Origin of the sequence: Pseudomonas hefeiensis (assembly GCF_030687835.1) — a bacterium.
Classification (GTDB): Bacteria; Pseudomonadota; Gammaproteobacteria; order Pseudomonadales; family Pseudomonadaceae; genus Aquipseudomonas; species Aquipseudomonas hefeiensis.
Map to the genome: position 1 here is coordinate 5,549,956 of NZ_CP117449.1, position 17,561 is coordinate 5,567,516.

Below are 17,561 nucleotides of genomic sequence, written 5' to 3' on the forward strand. Positions count from 1 at the left end.
GTTTACGTTTGCTTGTGCAGGCGCCTGATCGGTTAAAGTGTCGGACCGCTTTTTGACCTGCGATACCGACTCATGAATCCGTTTGACGTGCTGCGCGACTCTTTTTATTTCTTCAAGCGCCATCTTGGCCGGATCGCCCAGCTGTGCCTGCCGCTGGTGATACTCGAGGCCGTGCTGCAACAAGGCGTGGACAGCGCCGTCGGCCCCGAAGGTTTCTCCGGCTACAGCCTGATCGTCGGGCTGCTGATATACCCGCTGTACACCACCGCGCTGATTCTGTTTCTCGACGCCCGCAGTCGCGGCGAAGCACCCCGTCCCCGTGACCTTCTCGCAACGGCCCTGACCCTGTGGCCACGCTTTGCCTTGCTGACCGCACTCAATACGTTGCTGATCCTGGTCGGCATTTCGTTGTATTTCCTACCGGGCCTTTGGCTGATGGTGGTCCTGGCCTTCGGCGAATACCTGCTGGTGCTGCGCGGCCTGACTCCGCTGGCGGCCATGAAGGAAAGCCTGCGCCTGAGCCGCGGCAATTTCTGGCGCATCCTGTTGTGCATTCTTTGCGTGATGGTCCCGCTCTGGCTGCTCAAGGGCGCCAGCCTGTCGGTGTATCCACCACCCCAGAACCCGCTGATCGCCTTGCTGATCGACAGCGTTCACAGCTTCCTGCAGCTGTTCACCACCGTGGTGCTGTTCCGGATGTTCATGCTGGTCGCGGAAAAACCTGACAGCCGCTAACGACGACTGCGAAGGTTACGGGCTTGGGCTCGGCAACTGCTCTCGGTTATGCTCGGGATCACTTTTGCGTATTGCCCATTTAAGTCGAGCCATGACCCGTCTATTGCGCTACACCTTGCTGGGCCTGTTGCTGATTCTCGGCCTGGCCGCCCTGTCGATCTACAGCCTGACCTGGCGCCCAGAACCCCGGGAAGCACTCCCGGTCAGTTGCGCCGCCAACACCGCAACGCTTACACCTGGCCAGGCCTTGAAAGTGATGACCTGGAACGTCCAGTTCCTGGCCGGCAAGCGTTACGTGTTCTGGCACGACCTGGCCCAAGGTAATGATGAAAGCCCGACCCTCGAAGACATGGCCTTCAGCCTCGACGAAGTGGCAAGGGTCATTCGCGACGAGCAACCGGACATCGTGTTGCTCCAGGAGCTGGACGACGGCGCCAAGGCCAGCGACTACCAGAACCAGCTCAAGTTGTTGCAGGAACGATTGACCGACCTGTATCCGTGCAGCACCAGCGCCTTTGACTGGAAAGCCGATTTCATCCCCGACCCGCATATCTTTGGCAGCGTTGGCCGGCAGTTGGCGACGTTGAGCCGTTACCGCATCGATCAAGCGGAACGGGTGCAGTTGCCGGTGGCCGGGGCCAATTTCATCAGCCGTCAGTTCCAGCCAAAAAATGCCTTGTTGGTGAGTCACCTGCCGCTGAGCAGTGGCGGCCACCTGGTCGTGCTCAACACCCATCTGGAACGGGCCACGCAGCCGGATGAGACCCTGCCGAACCAGGTCAAAGCCGTGAGCAAGGTACTGGACAAACTTGAATCTCGAAGCAAACCCTGGCTGATCGGCGGCGACTTCAATCTGCTCCCCCTGGGCCAATACCGGCGCCTGCCTGCCGCGCAGCGCACACCCTACTCCGCCGACAGCCCTCTGCACCTGCTGTGGGACAAATACCCGATGATCCCCACCAACAACGAGGCCAGCGGCATCGATCGCAGCCACTGGCTGACCCACTACCCGAATGACCCGGGTCTTAACGGCCCTGACCGTACCGTCGACTACCTGTTCTATAGTCCTCGGATCAAGCGGGTCGAGGCTCGGGTGCGGCAGGACGATACGTTGCGTATCTCCGATCATTTACCGGTGATTGCACGATTCCTGTTGCCGGCCACGCCGTGACTCCAAGCCACATTCGTCGCCAGACGAGTGTGGCTCAAGCCGGAACGCCTAAGATTGGGTCAGGGACGAATACCGGTCTCAGCTTCCTGAACGGTCCAAGGTTTGACCTGTTCGCTCAGCGTCAGTCCCAAACCGGGACGGGTGGGCACCAGCATCCGACCGTCACGGGTTTCCAGACGCTCGTTGAACAGCGGTTCAAGCCATTCGAAATGTTCGACCCAGGGCTCGGTCGGATAGGCGGCGGCCAGGTGAACGTGCAGCTCCATGGCGAAATGAGGGGCCAGCATCAGGCCCGCCTGCTCGGCCATTGATGCGACCTTCAAATAAGGGGTGATGCCGCCAACTCGTGGCGCGTCGGGCATCAGGAAGTCGGCGCCGCGATGCTTGATGAACTCAGCGTGTTCAGCAACGCTGGTGAGCATTTCGCCGGTGGCGATCGGTGTATCGAAATGCTGCGCCAACGCGGCGTGGCCTTCGGCGTCATAGCAGTCCAGCGGCTCTTCAATCCAAATCAGGTTGTACGCTTCAAATTGCCGACACATGCGCTGGGCCGTCGGGCGATCCCATTGCTGGTTGGCATCCACCATCAACGGAAAGTTGTCGCCCAAATGTTTGCGCACCGTGCTGACCCGTTCAATGTCGATGGCGCAATCCGGTTGCCCGACTTTCAATTTGATGCCGCCAATGCCCTTTTCTCGCGAGAGGTCAGTGTTCTTCATCAACTGATCGAGCGGAGTATGAAGAAAGCCACCAGAGGTGTTGTAGCAACGCACCGAATCACGTTGAGCGCCGAGCAAGCGCGCCAGCGACAAGTTGGCGCGCTTGGCTTTCAGATCCCACAATGCCACGTCGAACGCACCGATGGCCTGGGTCGACATACCGCTGCGGCCCACCGACGCGCCAGCCCAGCACAGCTTGGTCCAGAGTTTGGCGATGTCACTGGGGTTTTCACCGATCAGCGCCGGGGCGATTTCCTTGGCATGAGCGAATTGTCCCGGCCCGCCGGCACGCTTGGAGTAACTGAAACCCAGGCCTTGATGCCCATCGACGGTCTCGATTTCGGCAAACAGAATGGCGATTTCAGTCATCGGCTTTTGCCGGCCGGTAAGCACCTTGGCATCACTGATGGGATTGGCCAACGGCAGGATGACCGAAGCGACACGAACCCAGGCAATTCGGTCGTCGTCGGAGGACTTGAGCGATTGTTTTTGTACGAGCATGGGACTCTCCTTGGACAGGGTCTGAAAGCGCGATGATTGCGCAATCATCACAAGACATAAAAAAGACCTTCGTCGGTGCTACAGAAGGCCTCTTGACTCGATACTACACTGATTGCGCAATCATTCAATCCCGTGAATCCCCGGAAAATCGATTGCCAGGTTCAGGTACTGGCGCGGTCGATGAACGTGAAGCCGGTGTCAATCCGCACGGGCTTGAGATGGGCGCCGGGATTTTCAAACCGTTCAAGCAGCGCCTCAGCCACTTGCAGACCAATCCTGCCGCCGTCGACGCTGACGGTCGACAGCGCCGGGTAAACCTGCGCCGCGCTGCTCAGATCCCCGAATCCCATGACGGCCAGCTCAGCAGGCACCTTCAAGCCAAGGCTGGCGGCTTGCGCCAAGACACCTTGAGCCACGGTATCGGAGCTGCACACCACAATGTCGGGGCGCACCGGCAGATCCAGCAGGCGCCGCAGCCCCTCTCGCCCCACCTCCAGCGTGGCGGGGGGCGCCAGGACTTCCATGGGCACCTCCTCAATGCCCTGGCGCTGCAGCTCGGCGATAAGACTGTTGCAGCGACGCAGGCCACGAGGGTCGCTGATGGTCACCACAGAAAAGCGCTTGTAACCCTTTTTAACCAAGTGCCGCGCCGTCTCTTGCCCGACTTTTTCATGTGAGAAGCCAACCAGCATGTCCAACGGGTCCTCACTCAAATCCCAGGCCTCGACCACGGGAATTCCCGCCTGGGCGAGTCGCAAGCGACTTGATTCGGTATGAAGCGTACCGGTCAGTACGATGCCATCCGGACGACGACCGAGTACGGCTTCAAGCAGTTTTTCTTCCTGTTCCGCGCTGTAGCCGGTCAGACCCAGCAGGGTTTGATAGCCCGCTTGGGTCAGGCGGTCCATCAGCGATTGCACGGTGTCTGCAAAAATGGAGTTAGCGATGGTTGGAAGGAAAATCGCCACCAGGCGACTTTTGTTGCTCGCCAGGCTACCCGCCAGCATGTTCGGCACATAGCCCGATTGGCGCACCGCTTCGCGGACCTTCTCCCGCGTGTTCTCACTCACCAGTTCCGGGCGATGCAAAGCCCTGGAAACGGTCATTGGTGAAACGCCTGCAATCTTTGCCACATCAATCAACGTCAGGCTCGAACCCCTGGTGGCCACGGCCATCGATGCCTGGGAGGTGGGCGCTGCTGGTTTCTTTGCCATGAACTGTTCCGAATCTGAAGCCAAGTAACCGGGGCTGCGTATAAAGCAGTTGCGGGGTCGGTGAATCTACCATTTGCGCCCCCGTGCAGGCGGGCCAAAGCCGCGGTTTTTTTTCACTTGCGGGGTTTGATCCGGGCCGTGGCTTCGGCCACCAGCGGATCGTCCGGCCAGTAATGCTTGGGATAACGTCCCTTGAGGTCTTTCTTTACTTCGGCATAGGTGCTGCGCCAGAAATTCGCCAGATCCTGGGTCACCTGCACCGGTCGCCGCGCCGGGGACAACAGGTGCAGTTTGACGACCTGCCGGCCGCCGGCAATGCGCGGGGTGTCGGCCAGGCCGAACAGTTCTTGCAAGCGTACAGCCAGAATCGGCGGATGCTCGCTGTAGTCCAGGCGAATCGACGAGCCCGAGGGTACGCTCAGATGATGGGGCGCCCATTCATCCAGGCGTTGTGGCAAGGGCCAGGGCAGCAGGTTGTGGACGATGCTGGGCAGATCCAGGTTGGCGAAATGACTGAGGCGCGACACGCGCCCCAGGTACGGCATCAACCACTGCTCAAGCGTGTTCAGTAGCGCCTCATCGCTGACATCTGGCCAATCGCTCTCGCCCTTGGCTTCCAGGTCGAGCCGGCGCAGCAGGGCCACTCGCGCCTGCCATTGCCGCAGTTCCGGCGTCCAGGGCAGCAACTCCAGGCCCTTGCGCCGTACCAGGTTCACCAGCGCCTGGCTGCGGGCCGACTCATCCAGGCCAGTCAATGGCTCACGGCTGAGCACCAGTTCGCCGACCTTACGCTGGCGCTCGGCCCGCAACACGCCTTCACGCTCGTCCCAATCCAGTTGATCCACCGTGCGCACCTGCTCGGCCAGCACCGAATCAAACAGCGCCGGATCGAAGTCCGTCGCCAGGTAGATTCGTTCTTCCCGCTGCCCCTGACGGCTGCCCAGGTCGGCGATCACCAGCCACGCTTGTTTCATCAGGCTGTCCGCTTCGGCAAACAACGCTGCACGGCCGTTGGCCAGGCGATATTCCGCCCCGCCGGGCCGCCGCTGTTGCGCGACACGATCCGGGTAGGCCAACGCCAACAGCGCGCCCAGCCAGCGCGGATGTTCGGGGTCGGCGACGGCTTCTTCGGCCTTACCTCGCAGGTAACCGCGATATTGTCGGGCCAGTTGCCGCGCCCGCTGTACTCCGCCCTGGGTGCCACGGGCCGCCCGCTCTTCACCGGACAGCAACGCCAGGCGACTGTGCAAATCCGCGCCAGAGCCGCGGAGGATGTCCCGTTCTCCCAGCAGGGCCGCGACGTTGCACGCCATGTCCGCCAGCCCCAGCGACTGACCACGCAGCAACAAATGAGCGATGCGCGGGTGAGCCGGCAGTTCGGCCATGGCTTGGCCATGACGGGTCAGTTGCTCACCTTCCAGCGCGCCCAGGCGTTGCAGCAAATCCTGCGCCTGGGCATAAGCGGCGGCGGGCGGAATGTCGAGCCAGACCAATTGCTGTGGGGTCACGCCCCAACGTCCCAATTGCAGGGCCAGCCCGGCCAGGTCCGCCGAAAGAATCTCTGCGCTGCCATAAGCGGCCAGTTGTTCGTGCTGGTCTTCGGACCACAACCGGTAGCACACCCCCGGCTCCAGACGCCCGGCGCGACCAGCCCGCTGAATGGCGCTGGCCCGGGAAATCCGCTGGGTGTCGAGGCGGGTCATGCCGCTGCCCGGATCGAAACGCGGCACTCGCGCCAATCCGGCATCGATCACCACCCGCACGCCGTTGATGGTCAGGCTGGTTTCGGCGATGTTGGTGGCCAGCACCACTTTGCGCTGGCCGGGCGGCGCCGGGTCGATGGCGGCGCGTTGGGCGGCGAGGTCCAGCTCGCCATGCAGCGGGCAGAGCAGCACATTGCCGCCCTCGCCCAAGGCCTCGGCCAGTTGCTGATGGACCCGGCGGATCTCCGCTTGCCCGGGCAAGAACACCAGCACACTGCCGGCTTCATCGTGCAGCGCTTCCAGCACGGTCTGCACCAGGCGCGGCTCGATGAACTCGCCGGGCTGGAACGGCCGGCCCCAACGCACAGCCACCGGGAACATGCGGCCTTCGCTACGCAGGATCGGCGCGTCGCCCAACAACCCGGCCAGACGCTCGCCTTCCAGAGTCGCGGACATCAGCAGGATTTTCAGCGGCTGGTCGTCGCGAAACAGCTCCCGGCCGTTGAGGCTCAAGGCCAGGGCCAGGTCGGCATCGAGACTGCGTTCGTGGAACTCATCAAAAATCAGCAGCCCCACACCCTCTAGCGCCGGGTCGTCCTGCAAGCGGCGGGTGAGGATGCCTTCGGTGACCACTTCAATGCGGGTTCTGGGGCCCACCTTGCTGTCCAGGCGGATTCGGTAGCCGACGGTTTCACCGACCTTTTCCCCCAGCTCGCTGGCCAGTCGCTCGGCCGCCGCCCGTGCCGCCAGGCGCCGGGGCTCAAGCATCAGAATGGTCTGCCCGGCCAGCCAGGACTCGTGCAACAGAGCCAAGGGAACGCGGGTGGTTTTACCGGCGCCGGGCGGCGCTTCGAGCACGGCTTCGTGACGCGACGCCAAGGCTTGACGCAGGGCAGGTAAAACTTCATCAATCGGCAAAGAAATCATGCTGGCTCCAAAACAGAGGGCCGAGTATAACGGCGAACTGTTTAGCGTGGTCTGGACTCCAACCAGCAACGCCTTTACCTGCTCAGGAGATTGCTATGCGTATTCCCTTTCGCGTGATCGGCGGCGTTCTGGTCGCCTCCCTGCTGACCCAGATCAGCGCCTGCGGCTCTATCTTCTACCCCGACCGTCGCGGCCAGATCGATGGCAAGATCGACCCGGCGATTGCCGCGCTGGATGCCGTCGGCCTGCTGTTCTACATCATCCCCGGCCTGATCGCATTCGCGGTGGACTTCGCCACCGGGGCGATTTATTTCGAACCGGGCAGGAGCGTCCAGATCGAGCCAGAAAAACTCAAGCCAGCCATCAACGCCGACGGCAGCGTCAACAACCAAAAGCTGCAAGCGATCCTGGAAAGCGAGCTGGGCCGCAGTTTCCCACTGGACGACCCACGTTTGATCCAAAGCAAGGGCAACGCCCAGCAACTGGCCGCTCTCGGGCTTAAACCGGCCGCGTGATGGACGTTATTGAAGGAACGACCGCGTCATGACCACCAGCACCGAACATGCCCGTCTGCTGCGCCTGGCCACCCGTGCTTCGGTGGCCGTGGCGCTTATTCTGGTCGTTGCCAAGGCACTGGCCTGGTGGCTGAGCGGCTCGGTGAGCATGCTCGCCGGCCTGACCGACTCGGCGCTGGACGGCGTCACGTCGCTGCTCAATCTGCTGGCGGTGCATTACGCATTGCGCCCCGCCGACGAGGACCATCGTTACGGCCATGGAAAAGCCGAATCCCTGGCCGGCATGGCCCAGGCATTGTTCATCGGCGGCAGTGCCGTGTTGATTGCGGTGCAGGCGATCGAGCGTCTGAAAAACCCGGTCCCGGTAGAGGCGGCCTGGCTCAGTGTCGGCGTGATCGTATTCGCCCTGGGGCTGACCCTGGCCTTGTTGGCGCTGCAACATCGGGTCGTCCGTGCCACCGGCTCCACCGCCGTACGCGCCGACTCGCTGCACTATCGCTCGGATCTGTTGCTCAACGGCAGCATCCTGGTCGCCCTGGTGCTGGCCGGGTTCGGCTGGTATCAACTCGACGCCTGGTTCGGCCTGGGCATCGCCGCCTACATCCTGTGGAGTGCCATCCAGATCGCCCGGGAAAGCTTCGCGGTATTGATGGATGAGGAACTGCCGCCTGATGTCAGCCAGCGCATGCTCGAACTGGCCTGCGCGGTGCCCGGCGTACTGGGTGCCCATGACCTGCGCACGCGTATTTCAGGTAACCATTGGTTCGTGCAACTGCATCTGGAACTGCCGGGAGAGCTGACCCTGTCAGTGGCCCACGGCATCAGCGACCAGGCCGCCGATGCCATACACCGCGCCTTTCCGAAGGCGGAAGTGTTGGTGCACGCGGATCCGTCGGAAGTGGTGAAAGGCGCCGGCGCTTGACGCCGAACACAGAACCCGTGGCGAGGGAGCTTGCTCCCTCGCCACGGGGGAGTGTTTTTCTTTCGAGTGATCAGTACGTCACTTGATACCCACGACTGCTCAAGCAACTCCCTTGGGCCTGACGATAGGTCTGTACCACTTGCGGCGCGGGCGGGTAGGTGTAGTTGCGCGGATCGAAACCGCTCTGCTGCACCGCCCAGCGATAGCATTCGTAGCCATCCTGATTGACCTGCTCGGGAGACTGGCCGTTGGCTGGATAAGCCACCACATCGTAGCTGTTGCCTTGGGGCTGGGGCTGCGGGTTGCTCACCGGCGCGTCAACGACGACGTAGTCCCGGGTGTTGGCTTCGTAGATGTAATAGGCACCGGCGGCGAGGAAAAACAGCGAGCCGCCGATCCAGACTTCCCGGGCGTAATCGGGCAGATAACGGGTACGGATTCCGCGCGGTGGCTCAACCACGATATAGCGCGGCCCTTGGGGGCGATACCAGTAACCGCCCGAATAAAAATAGTCATGACCCCGGTAAGGCACGCGGTAGTGGCGATCCGGAAAACGATCGATTACATACCCGGGACGATATTGCGGCCCCGGTCCCCAGCCGTTGCCATGACCGTCCGGCCGACCGGACCAGTGCTGATCAGGGCGAGAGTCATGGCTGGGGCGTGGGCCACCGCTCGGATAACCATCACTGCGGCGCGGAATATCGCGGTAGTAACCCGGCCTCGGCTCCTGGGTCTGGGTCACGCTGTCGGGGCGGCCCTGGATCGGCAGGCTGTTACCCGGTGGCTGCGGCGGACGACCATTGGGGTCTTGCGGCGGGCGGTTGTAGGGCTGGCCGCCTTGAGCGTGAGGCTGGACCTCAAACTGGCGGCTGTTGTCGCCGCGAATGATCTCATTGCTCTGTGGCCGGGGTTGGCCTGAATAACCCTGGCCGTTACCACCTCGCCCGTCCGGGCCGCCACGATTTTGCTGATCGTCGGCCACTCCCTGCGCACTGACACTTGCCCATAACAGACCAACACCTGCCAAACGCCAGATGCGCGACTTCATGAAATTCCTCACAACGGTTCAGGGCCTGATGAATGAGACTGGAAAAGCCTAGGCCGGTTCTGCGACAGGTTATCAGTCGTTGCCATTATTTCGCAGGCATAAAAAAGGGAGACCCGTCGGCCTCCCCTTGAGAACTTCGTCCGTGCGCGACGCTTTTGACGTCGGCTCACCTCACGCCGTCTTCTGGACAGTGTGCAGCTCGGGGGTCTGCCAGACACCGGTGGGTGCTGCGACCGCAGCCGGCCTGATTGGGCGGGCCGCACTGGACTGTTTGTCCGAGCAGTGATCTTGGTGGTAAGAATAGGCCCGGAGCACCGACGAATGATTGCGAAGATTGCGTAAATAAACATCACTTGCGCAATTTTTTACCCGCGATAGATAATATCCCGCAATTATCAAGACAAAGGCCCGACCAATGAGCAAACTTGACCGCTACGACCTGAGTATTCTGGCGGAATTGCAGCGCGACGCGCGCATCTCCAATCAGGAGCTGGCCGAACGCATCGGCCTGTCGCCGTCTCCCTGCTCGCGGCGGGTCAAGCAACTGGAAGACGATGGCTACATTACCCGTCAGGTCGCCCTGCTCGACCGCAAAATGCTTGGCCTGAGCCTAACGGCCTACGTGCTCATCGGCATGGACCGCCACACCCCTGAACGTTTCGAGAACTTCGAAGCCGCCATCCGCAATCTGCCCCAGGTGTTGGAATGCAGCCTGGTGACGGGTATGGATGCGGATTACCAACTCAAGGTCGTGGTGCCGGACATGGACCATTATCAGAAACTGCTGCTGGGGCACCTGACCCGGATTGACGGGGTCACCAGCGTGCGGTCCAGCTTCGTGTTGAACCAGGTGCTCAACAGCACCGAACTGCCGCTGACTCATCTGCGCGGCTGACGACAAACGAGCGCCGATTCACCGCTTTTCTTCCACGGACGCTCGGGCATCGGCCAGTCCTCGAACCATCACACTCGCCCTGAAGCCACGAATCAGCCTTTGAATTCCCGCGAGGCGTATTCGGCGAGCTTGCCCTGGATGAAGTCCAGAAAGCACTGGATCCTCAGTGCCAGTTGGGAGTTGCGGTAATACACCGCATTGATCGGTTGGCGATATCCGCTGTTGGCGTCGGCCAGCAGCACCTTGAGCTGGCCGGCACGGATGTCTTCACGGGTCATGAAGTCCGACAGGCACGCTATGCCCTGCCCTTGCAGTGCCAGGTGGCGTACGGTTTCGCCACTGGAAGCGCTGATGGCTGGCTGGATCGCCCAGCGATCGCCGTGTTCGTGACGCAGCGGCCACTGATTGAGGCCCTCATTCTGGGCAAACCCCAACAGTGCATGCCGGGCCAGCTCGGCAACAGTGCCAGGTGTACCGTGCTGCTTCAGATAGGCCGGGCTGGCCAGGATATGCAGCGGGCTGCATCCCAGGGATCGGGCATGAAGTGTCGAGTCGCTGAGGGTGCCGATGCGGATGGCGATGTCGGTACTTTGCTCAAGCAAATCGATAATCAGGTCGTTACTGTTGAGTTCGAGCTGGATATCCGGGTAGAGCCCGCGGAACTCTTCGATATGCGGCACGATAGCGTGCAACATGAAAGGCGACGCGGCATTGATCCGCAACCGCCCGGCCGGGTTTTTCTGGCGGGACGACAGGCGTTCCTCCAGCTCATCCATCTGGTCAAGGATGCCTTTGGCCTGCTCGAAGAAATACTTGCCCTCTTCGGTCAGGTCCATGCGCCGGGTGGTGCGGTTGATCAGCGTGGTATCGAGCTTGGCTTCCAGGCGCGACAAGGTACGACTGACCGCAGACGGCGTCTGCCCGACCTGCTCGGCGGCAGCGGAAATCGACCCGCATTCGATCACGCAGACGAAAATCTGCAATTCGTCGGATCTGGCTTTCACGTATCCCCCTGTCGGCTGCGCTCTCTTGTGGCGAGGGAATTTATCCCCGCTGGCTCGCAAAGCGGACCTGAGCCACAGGATAGTATCGGGATACGTGACAAAAGAAAGGTCACGCCTTCAGGCCGAACACCTCAATCAAGTGCTGCTCATAGCGCGCCACATCGGCCTCGACATTCGGGCGTTTCATCACGTCCACAGACAGGAAGGTCGGCAATCCGCTCATGCCCAGGAACTGGTTGGCCTTGTGGAACGGGAAGTACACAGCGTCCACACCCTTGGCTTCAAAGAAGTCGGTCGGGTCATCGAAGGCTTGCTGCGGGGCGTTCCAGGTCAGCGACAACATGTATTGCTTGCCCTGTAACAAGCCACCGCTGCCGTATTTCTGCGAAGCATCGGAGCGGGTGCGGCCATCGCTGGCGTAGAGGCTGCCATGGCCTTCGGTGAAGACCTCATCGACGTATTTCTTGACGGTCCACGGTGCGCCCATCCACCAGCCTGGCATCTGGTAAATGATCATGTCGGCCCAGAGGAACTTGGCGACTTCCTCCTTGATGTCGTAACCACCGTCGATGAACGTGGTTTTCACATCGAACCCGCCACGGTCCAACACGCTGACCGCCGCGTCATGGAGGGTGGCGTTATAGCGACCGTCGGAGTGAGCGAATTGTTTACCGCCGTTGAGCAGCAGGACTTTTTTCATGGAGAGCCTCATCGGATTCCAGGGGACACGGTTGAACGGTCACCCAATGGAAAGATTGAAAATGATGGCGGCAGAGTACCGATGAGCTTGTGACGGAGTAAGCACTGCAAAGGCAAAACTGATTTGACCTATACGCACGAATAGTCGACCCATTCTTGCCGTAACATTCGCATACTTTTATTCAGGAGCCTCCCCGATGAGCGAATTGCACGGTTTCATCCTGCACGCCAAGACCCGTCCGGAAAAAGCCGAAGCCTTCGAAACGCTGTTTCGTGCCTACGTGGAACCGAGCCGCGCCGAACCCGGATGCATCGAATATCACATGCTGCGCGACCAGCAAGACCCGACACTGTTTATTTTCTATGAAATCTGGCAATCCCAGGCTCACCTGGACGTGCATTCGAACCTACCGCACATGAAGCAGTTCTTTGAGCAGCGCATGGAGTACCTGGAGCGCGATTTCGAGATCCGCCGCATCGACATGCTCAGCCCGTCCTCGGCTAGCCGCTGATCAGCAAATGGCCGCCGAGCACACCCAGGCCAATGAAAAACGCCCGCTTGAACAGCACGGCGCTGATGCGCTGACGCAGCCATTGCCCCAGCCACATTCCCACCAGCGCCGGCGCCAGGGCCAGCAACGAAGCGCTTAATTCGCCACCGCCCAAGGCGCCGTGCCATAGCAGGCCGGCCGCCAGGGCCAGTGTCGAAACCGTGAATGACACCCCCAACGCCTGCACCAGTTCATCCTTGCTCAAGCCCAACGCTTGCAGGTACGGCACCGCCGGAATGACGAAGACTCCGGTCGCGCAGGTAATGAGGCCGGTGAGCAGACCGCAGAATGGTGCGAGCCACGATTCAACGCTGGGAGCGACCCGTAATGTCGGCAGCAACAGCCCGCCCAGCGCATACAGCAACAACGCTGCACCCAACGCTCGCACTGCCCACGGCCCACCCACCGCATCGAACCACAGTGTGCCCAGACCGGTGCCTATGCAAATTGCCAGCAACAGCGGCCACAAGCGCCTGATCAGGGTTTGCAGATGACCGCCAAAGGTCAGTTGCCAGATGTTGGTCAGCGTGGCCGGGATGATGAGCAACGCCGCAGCCTGCGCCGGTGCCATAGCCAGGCCGAGCAGCCCCATGGAAATGGTCGGCAGGCCCAGGCCGATCATGCCCTTGATGGTGCCGGCCAGCAGGAAGGTGCCGATGACCAGCAAAGAAAGCATAAAGCCGAGATTCTGATAGAAAGCCATGAGTGTATTCATGGGGCTATCGTGGGCCCTGGCTGTCGGGTTTTAAATCTGCCATATACTGAGACAGCCTCTCGCCGAGCAAGAGGCTGAGCGTTTTGTTGGTGCTACTGGCGCCTTCGCGAGCAAGCCCGCTCCCACAGGGGATCGCATTTCAAAATGTGGGAGCGGGCTTGCTCGCGAAGGCGGCCCATTAGGCACCACAAAACCCGGCACAGGATCACATCACTCATGCACTTCGACCTCACCGACCTGCGCCTCTACCTGCACATCCTCGACACCGGCAACATCACCGCCGGCGCTGGCCGCAGCCATCTGTCCCTGGCGGCGGCCAGTGCCCGAGTCCGCGCCATGGAGGCCTCCCTGGGGATCGAGTTGCTCGAACGTGGGCGCCGAGGTGTTACACCCACGTCGGCCGGCAAGGCGCTGGCGCAACATGCCCGGGTGTTGCTGCAACACGCCGAACACCTGCAACAGGACCTGGGCGAATACGCCCGGGGCGTCAAAGGTCGGGTGCGGTTGTTGTGCAACACCAGCGCCATGACCGAATACCTGCCGGAGTTGCTGGCCGATTTCCTCAAGGCCCATCCCAACCTCGACATCGATCTGCAGGAACTGCCCAGCTCGCGGAGCACCCATGCACTGCGTCAGGGTGCAGCGGACCTGGGAATCATCTCTGACGCGGTGGACACCGATGGCCTTGAGACCCGCCCCTTTCGCGATGATCCGCTGGTATTGATCCTGCCCTCGGAACATCCCTTGGCTGACGGCCGACCGCTGAGTTTCAATGAGACCCTCAGCCATGATTATGTAGGCCTGAACGCGTCCAGTGCTCTGGCGATCTACCTCGAAGAGCAGGCCCTGCACACCGGACGACGCATGCACATTCGCATTCGCGCCGACGGCTTTGATGGTGTGATTCGTATGGTCGCTCATGGTGCGGGCATTGCCATCGTGCCAAAGGCCGCGATCGCGCGGCGCCCGTCCGAACCTTCCTGGCGATGGGTCTCGCTGCAAGAGGCCTGGGCTCAACGCTCACTGCGGCTGTGCGCCCGTAGCTTCGACGACTTGCCCGCCTACGCCAAAGCCCTCGCCACGCACTTGACCGTCCGCTGATGCGCGCTTCTGGATAGGCCGGTGTCGAGCATAGGCATCTGCCCGATCATGTCGCGCGTTAGGGTGCCTGCTCTCTTCTGCCCCTTTCGGAGTTCACATGACCGCCCCCATCACCGTCCTGCGCGATACCCATCCGCTGCCCGTACTCGATGCCTGCAAATGGGAAAAGCTCGAAGGCGATCCGCACACCGTCAACCTCAACGCTTACACCAGCGAAGACGGCAGCAAGATCATGGGCACCTGGATCTGTACGCCGGGCAAGTGGCGCGTGGACTATGTGAAGTGGGAGTACTGCCATTTCCAGGAAGGCTACTGCATCATCACCCCCGATGGCATGGAGCCGATCCACCTGCGGGCCGGTGACATCTTCGTCGTCGAGCCAGGCATGAAAGGCACATGGGAAGTGGTCGAGACCGTGCGTAAATATTTCGTCTTTGCCTGAAACAAAAAACCGAGAGACCACCCGACATGGTCTCTCGGAAAACAGCTTTCTAAATTGCACAGGTTCTGTGGCCAGCGAGGTCTCTGTGGGAGCAAGGCTTGCCCGCGATTACAGGCGATGCGGTCTCTGAGAGAACGAGGTGCCTGCATCGCGGGCAAGCCTTGCTCCCACAGATAACCCCCCTCGCCACAAAAAGCCGCCGATACCCCAGCCCTTACTGCGGCTTGCGATAGCTGTTAACAATCGCCGAAAAGTCCTTGCCGCCCTCGCCCCGCTGACTCATCGCCTGGTACAACTGCTGCGCCACCGCACCCAGCACCACCGGCTGATGAACCTGCCGCGCCGCTTCGGTAGCCAGGCCCAGGTCCTTGAGCATCAGCTCGGCACCAAACCCCCCGGTGTAGCCACGGGACGCCGGTGCGGTTTCGATCACGCCAGGCCACGGGTTGTAGGTGTCCGAACTCCAGCAACGGCCCGTTGAGCTGTTGATGATCCCGGCCAGCACCTGGGTGTCGATCCCCAGGGCATCGCCCAAGGCCATGGCTTCGCTGACGCCCACCATGGAAATCCCCAGCAGCAGGTTGTTGCAGATCTTGGCGATCTGCCCGGTGCCGACATCGCCGCAATGCACGATATTACGGCCCATCTGCGCCAGCACCGGTTGCAGGGTGGAGAACAATTCAGCGCTGGCGCCAACCATGAAGGTCAGCGTGCCGGCCGCCGCGCCACCGGTGCCACCCGAGACAGGCGCGTCGGCCATGGCCACGCCTTGCTTGGCGGCTGCGGCAGCAACGTCGCGGGCGGTCTGCGGGTCGATGGTGCTGCAATCCACCGCTGGCGTGCCGGCGGCGATGCCGGCCAGTACACCGTCTTCACCCAGCCAGACACTGCGTACATGGGCAGCAGCCGGCAACATGGTGATCACCAGGGCCACGCCCTGGGCCGCATCGCGAGGCGAGGCGCTGATGGTACCGCCCAATGTGGCCAGTTCAGCCAGCACCGTCTGGTTCAGGTCGAACAGGTTCAGCGAATGGCCGGCCTTGAGCAGATTGCGCGCCATGGGGGCGCCCATGTTGCCCAGACCGATAAATGCGATCTTCATGTCCGGCTCCTTAACGCAGATTGATGGTGGTGTTCACACCGTCATTGACGCTGTCATCATCGAACCAGCGCGCGGTAACGGTCTTGGTTTGAGTGTAGAACTGCACCACTTGTTTGCCGTAGGGACCCAGGTCACCGAGTTTCGAACCACGGGAGCCGGTGAAGCTGAAAAACGGCACCGGTACCGGAATCGGGATGTTGATCCCTACCTGGCCGACGTCGATTTCGCTCTGGAATTTACGCGCCGCTGCACCGCTTTGCGTGAACAGGCCGGTGCCGTTGCCGAACGGGTTGGCGTTGACCAGGGCAATTGCCTGATCAAGGGTGTCGACCTCCAGCACCACCAACACCGGGCCGAAGATTTCTTCGGTGTAAATACGCATGTCGGTCGTCACGCCGGAAAACAGGGTCGGGCCGACGAAATTGCCTTGCTCGAAACCCGGCACGCTGATGTCACGGCCATCAAGTTCCAGCTTCGCCCCTTGCTGCACGCCACTCTCGATCAACTCAAGAATCCGCGCCTTGGCCCGCTTGGAAATTACCGGGCCGACATCCGTGCCCGACTCGCTGCCGGCATTGACCTTGAGCTTTTGCGCCAGCGCCTTGAGCTCCGGCAGCCATTGCTTGGCCGCGCCCACCATGACCACCACCGAAGTGGCCATGCAACGCTGGCCCGCCGCACCGAAACCGGCACCGACCAATGCATTGAGGGTCTGTTCACGATTGGCATCCGGCAACACCACCGCATGGTTCTTGGCGCCCATCATCGACTGCACGCGTTTACCATGGCGACCCGCCAGGTCATACACGTGGGTGCCGACCGCCGTCGAACCGACGAAGGAAACCGCCTTGATGTCCTTGTGAGTGCAGAGCGCATCCACCACGTCCTTGCCGCCATGCACCACATTGAGCACGCCCCGCGGCACGCCGGCCTCAATGGCCAGTTCCACCAGCAGCATGGTCGACAACGGGTCCTGTTCCGACGGTTTGAGCACGAAGGTGTTACCACAGGCGATGGCCATCGGGAACATCCACAGCGGGATCATCGCCGGGAAGTTGAACGGGGTAATGCCCGCACACACACCAATCGGTTGGCGCAGCGTGTAGGTATCGACGCCGCCGGCGACGTTCTCGGCAAACTCGCCCATCTGCAGGGTGCCGATGGAGCAGGCATGTTCCACCACTTCCAGGCCACGGAAAATGTCGCCCTCGGCATCAGCGATGGTTTTGCCCTGCTCGGCGCTGAGCACGGCGGCGATGCGCTTGGAGTGCTCGCGGATCAGCGCCTGCAGCTTGAGCATGATGCGCATTCGCGCGCCGATGGGGGTCAGCTTCCAGGTCTGGAAGGCACGCTGGGCAGCGGCAATAGCGGCATCGACTTCCGATGCCGTGGCGAACGGAACCTTCGCCAGTACCTGCTGAGTGGCCGGGTTGACGATGTCGTGCCATTCGCTGGACTGGGATTGAACCCACTCACCATCGATCAACAGTTTGACGGTTTGCAGCGTGGTGTCGCTGGGCGTAAGGGAAACGTTCATGCTGGCCTCCGGGATTTGTTCTTATAGAGAGCGCTGGTTCAGCACAGATCAAGGTGC

Annotated in this window: 17 protein-coding genes; 8 read left to right on the plus strand and 9 right to left on the minus strand. The window is 61.4% G+C overall.

What is annotated here, in order from left to right; all coding sequences use genetic code 11:
- The first annotated feature begins 72 nt into the window (after nt 1-72).
- Nucleotides 73-735 carry a YciC family protein gene (locus tag PSH57_RS25045; protein ID WP_305386008.1) on the plus strand — a complete coding sequence of 221 codons (663 nt, stop codon included), beginning with the start codon at nt 73-75 and terminating at the stop codon, nt 733-735.
- Between the two features lie 91 nt (nt 736-826).
- Nucleotides 827-1,906, plus strand: coding sequence for an endonuclease/exonuclease/phosphatase family protein (locus tag PSH57_RS25050; RefSeq protein WP_305386009.1), 1,080 nt, complete (start codon nt 827-829; stop codon nt 1,904-1,906).
- Nucleotides 1,907-1,965: 59 nt separating this feature from the next.
- On the opposite strand, the gene PSH57_RS25055 is transcribed toward PSH57_RS25050, so the two are convergent.
- From PSH57_RS25055 to hrpB, 3 genes are all read right to left on the minus strand, one after another.
- A complete protein-coding gene (locus tag PSH57_RS25055) occupies nt 1,966-3,126 on the minus strand; it encodes an L-talarate/galactarate dehydratase (protein WP_305386010.1) in 1,161 nt (386 codons plus the stop codon).
- Nucleotides 3,127-3,287: 161 nt separating this feature from the next.
- Nucleotides 3,288-4,340, minus strand: a complete 1,053-nt coding sequence (locus PSH57_RS25060) for a LacI family DNA-binding transcriptional regulator (protein ID WP_422766058.1) — start codon at nt 4,338-4,340, stop codon at nt 3,288-3,290.
- A gap of 113 nt (nt 4,341-4,453) precedes the next feature.
- On the minus strand, nt 4,454-6,970 hold the full coding sequence (hrpB, locus tag PSH57_RS25065) for an ATP-dependent helicase HrpB (protein WP_305386011.1): 2,517 nt from the start codon (nt 6,968-6,970) through the stop codon (nt 4,454-4,456).
- Between the two features lie 95 nt (nt 6,971-7,065).
- Here hrpB and PSH57_RS25070 point away from each other — a divergent pair, with 95 nt between their 5' ends.
- Together PSH57_RS25070 and PSH57_RS25075 are read left to right on the plus strand one after the other, a co-directional pair.
- Nucleotides 7,066-7,485 carry a hypothetical protein gene (locus PSH57_RS25070; protein WP_047229536.1) on the plus strand — a complete coding sequence of 140 codons (420 nt, stop codon included), beginning with the start codon at nt 7,066-7,068 and terminating at the stop codon, nt 7,483-7,485.
- A 28-nt stretch (nt 7,486-7,513) separates the two neighbouring features.
- Complete coding sequence (locus PSH57_RS25075; RefSeq protein ID WP_305386012.1) at nt 7,514-8,407, plus strand: cation diffusion facilitator family transporter; 894 nt, start codon at nt 7,514-7,516, stop codon at nt 8,405-8,407.
- 70 nt (nt 8,408-8,477) lie between these two features.
- Here PSH57_RS25075 and PSH57_RS25080 read toward each other — a convergent pair whose 3' ends face one another.
- Nucleotides 8,478-9,458: a DUF6515 family protein gene (locus tag PSH57_RS25080; protein WP_305386013.1), complete on the minus strand. Its 981-nt coding sequence runs from the start codon at nt 9,456-9,458 to the stop codon at nt 8,478-8,480.
- Between the two features lie 415 nt (nt 9,459-9,873).
- On the opposite strand from PSH57_RS25080, the gene PSH57_RS25085 reads away from it, so the two are divergent.
- A complete protein-coding gene (locus PSH57_RS25085; RefSeq protein WP_047229533.1) occupies nt 9,874-10,353 on the plus strand; it encodes an Lrp/AsnC family transcriptional regulator in 480 nt (159 codons plus the stop codon).
- Nucleotides 10,354-10,445: 92 nt separating this feature from the next.
- On the opposite strand, the gene PSH57_RS25090 is transcribed toward PSH57_RS25085, so the two are convergent.
- Both PSH57_RS25090 and mdaB read right to left on the minus strand, forming a co-directional pair.
- Complete coding sequence (locus PSH57_RS25090) at nt 10,446-11,357, minus strand: LysR family transcriptional regulator (protein WP_305416190.1); 912 nt, start codon at nt 11,355-11,357, stop codon at nt 10,446-10,448.
- A 109-nt stretch (nt 11,358-11,466) separates the two neighbouring features.
- The gene (mdaB, locus tag PSH57_RS25095) at nt 11,467-12,057 is read right to left on the minus strand and encodes an NADPH:quinone oxidoreductase MdaB (RefSeq protein ID WP_305386014.1); all 591 of its coding nucleotides are present in this window, start codon (nt 12,055-12,057) and stop codon (nt 11,467-11,469) included.
- Nucleotides 12,058-12,253: 196 nt separating this feature from the next.
- On the opposite strand from mdaB, the gene PSH57_RS25100 reads away from it, so the two are divergent.
- Nucleotides 12,254-12,568 (plus strand): putative quinol monooxygenase, encoded by a 315-nt coding sequence (locus PSH57_RS25100; protein ID WP_305386015.1) that lies wholly within the window; start codon nt 12,254-12,256, stop codon nt 12,566-12,568.
- On the opposite strand, the gene PSH57_RS25105 is transcribed toward PSH57_RS25100, so the two are convergent.
- Nucleotides 12,558-13,322 carry a sulfite exporter TauE/SafE family protein gene (locus tag PSH57_RS25105; RefSeq protein ID WP_305386016.1) on the minus strand — a complete coding sequence of 255 codons (765 nt, stop codon included), beginning with the start codon at nt 13,320-13,322 and terminating at the stop codon, nt 12,558-12,560. The genes PSH57_RS25100 and PSH57_RS25105 overlap by 11 nt on opposite strands.
- A 216-nt stretch (nt 13,323-13,538) precedes the next feature.
- Here PSH57_RS25105 and PSH57_RS25110 point away from each other — a divergent pair, with 216 nt between their 5' ends.
- Nucleotides 13,539-14,423: a LysR substrate-binding domain-containing protein gene (locus PSH57_RS25110; RefSeq protein WP_305386017.1), complete on the plus strand. Its 885-nt coding sequence runs from the start codon at nt 13,539-13,541 to the stop codon at nt 14,421-14,423.
- A gap of 97 nt (nt 14,424-14,520) precedes the next feature.
- Complete coding sequence (locus PSH57_RS25115) at nt 14,521-14,865, plus strand: cupin domain-containing protein (protein ID WP_085701337.1); 345 nt, start codon at nt 14,521-14,523, stop codon at nt 14,863-14,865.
- Nucleotides 14,866-15,079: 214 nt separating this feature from the next.
- Here the strand turns inward: PSH57_RS25115 and mmsB are convergent, their stop codons facing one another.
- Both mmsB and PSH57_RS25125 read right to left on the minus strand, forming a co-directional pair.
- A complete protein-coding gene (gene mmsB, locus PSH57_RS25120; protein ID WP_305386018.1) occupies nt 15,080-15,967 on the minus strand; it encodes a 3-hydroxyisobutyrate dehydrogenase in 888 nt (295 codons plus the stop codon).
- Nucleotides 15,968-15,977: 10 nt separating this feature from the next.
- On the minus strand, nt 15,978-17,504 hold the full coding sequence (locus tag PSH57_RS25125) for a CoA-acylating methylmalonate-semialdehyde dehydrogenase (RefSeq protein ID WP_305386019.1): 1,527 nt from the start codon (nt 17,502-17,504) through the stop codon (nt 15,978-15,980).
- Nucleotides 17,505-17,561 lie beyond the last annotated feature (57 nt).

Coding starts and splice junctions, on each gene's coding strand:
- PSH57_RS25105 (WP_305386016.1), bottom strand. CDS start 13,322: ATGAATACACTCATGGCTTTCTATCAGAATCTCGGCTTTATGCTTTCT.
- PSH57_RS25045 (WP_305386008.1), top strand. CDS start 73: ATGAATCCGTTTGACGTGCTGCGCGACTCTTTTTATTTCTTCAAGCGC.
- hrpB (WP_305386011.1), bottom strand. CDS start 6,970: ATGATTTCTTTGCCGATTGATGAAGTTTTACCTGCCCTGCGTCAAGCC.
- PSH57_RS25055 (WP_305386010.1), bottom strand. CDS start 3,126: ATGCTCGTACAAAAACAATCGCTCAAGTCCTCCGACGACGACCGAATT.
- PSH57_RS25080 (WP_305386013.1), bottom strand. CDS start 9,458: ATGAAGTCGCGCATCTGGCGTTTGGCAGGTGTTGGTCTGTTATGGGCA.
- PSH57_RS25115 (WP_085701337.1), top strand. CDS start 14,521: ATGACCGCCCCCATCACCGTCCTGCGCGATACCCATCCGCTGCCCGTA.
- PSH57_RS25110 (WP_305386017.1), top strand. CDS start 13,539: ATGCACTTCGACCTCACCGACCTGCGCCTCTACCTGCACATCCTCGAC.
- PSH57_RS25125 (WP_305386019.1), bottom strand. CDS start 17,504: ATGAACGTTTCCCTTACGCCCAGCGACACCACGCTGCAAACCGTCAAA.
- PSH57_RS25100 (WP_305386015.1), top strand. CDS start 12,254: ATGAGCGAATTGCACGGTTTCATCCTGCACGCCAAGACCCGTCCGGAA.
- PSH57_RS25070 (WP_047229536.1), top strand. CDS start 7,066: ATGCGTATTCCCTTTCGCGTGATCGGCGGCGTTCTGGTCGCCTCCCTG.
- mdaB (WP_305386014.1), bottom strand. CDS start 12,057: ATGAAAAAAGTCCTGCTGCTCAACGGCGGTAAACAATTCGCTCACTCC.
- PSH57_RS25060 (WP_422766058.1), bottom strand. CDS start 4,340: ATGGCAAAGAAACCAGCAGCGCCCACCTCCCAGGCATCGATGGCCGTG.
- PSH57_RS25075 (WP_305386012.1), top strand. CDS start 7,514: ATGACCACCAGCACCGAACATGCCCGTCTGCTGCGCCTGGCCACCCGT.
- PSH57_RS25050 (WP_305386009.1), top strand. CDS start 827: ATGACCCGTCTATTGCGCTACACCTTGCTGGGCCTGTTGCTGATTCTC.
- PSH57_RS25085 (WP_047229533.1), top strand. CDS start 9,874: ATGAGCAAACTTGACCGCTACGACCTGAGTATTCTGGCGGAATTGCAG.
- mmsB (WP_305386018.1), bottom strand. CDS start 15,967: ATGAAGATCGCATTTATCGGTCTGGGCAACATGGGCGCCCCCATGGCG.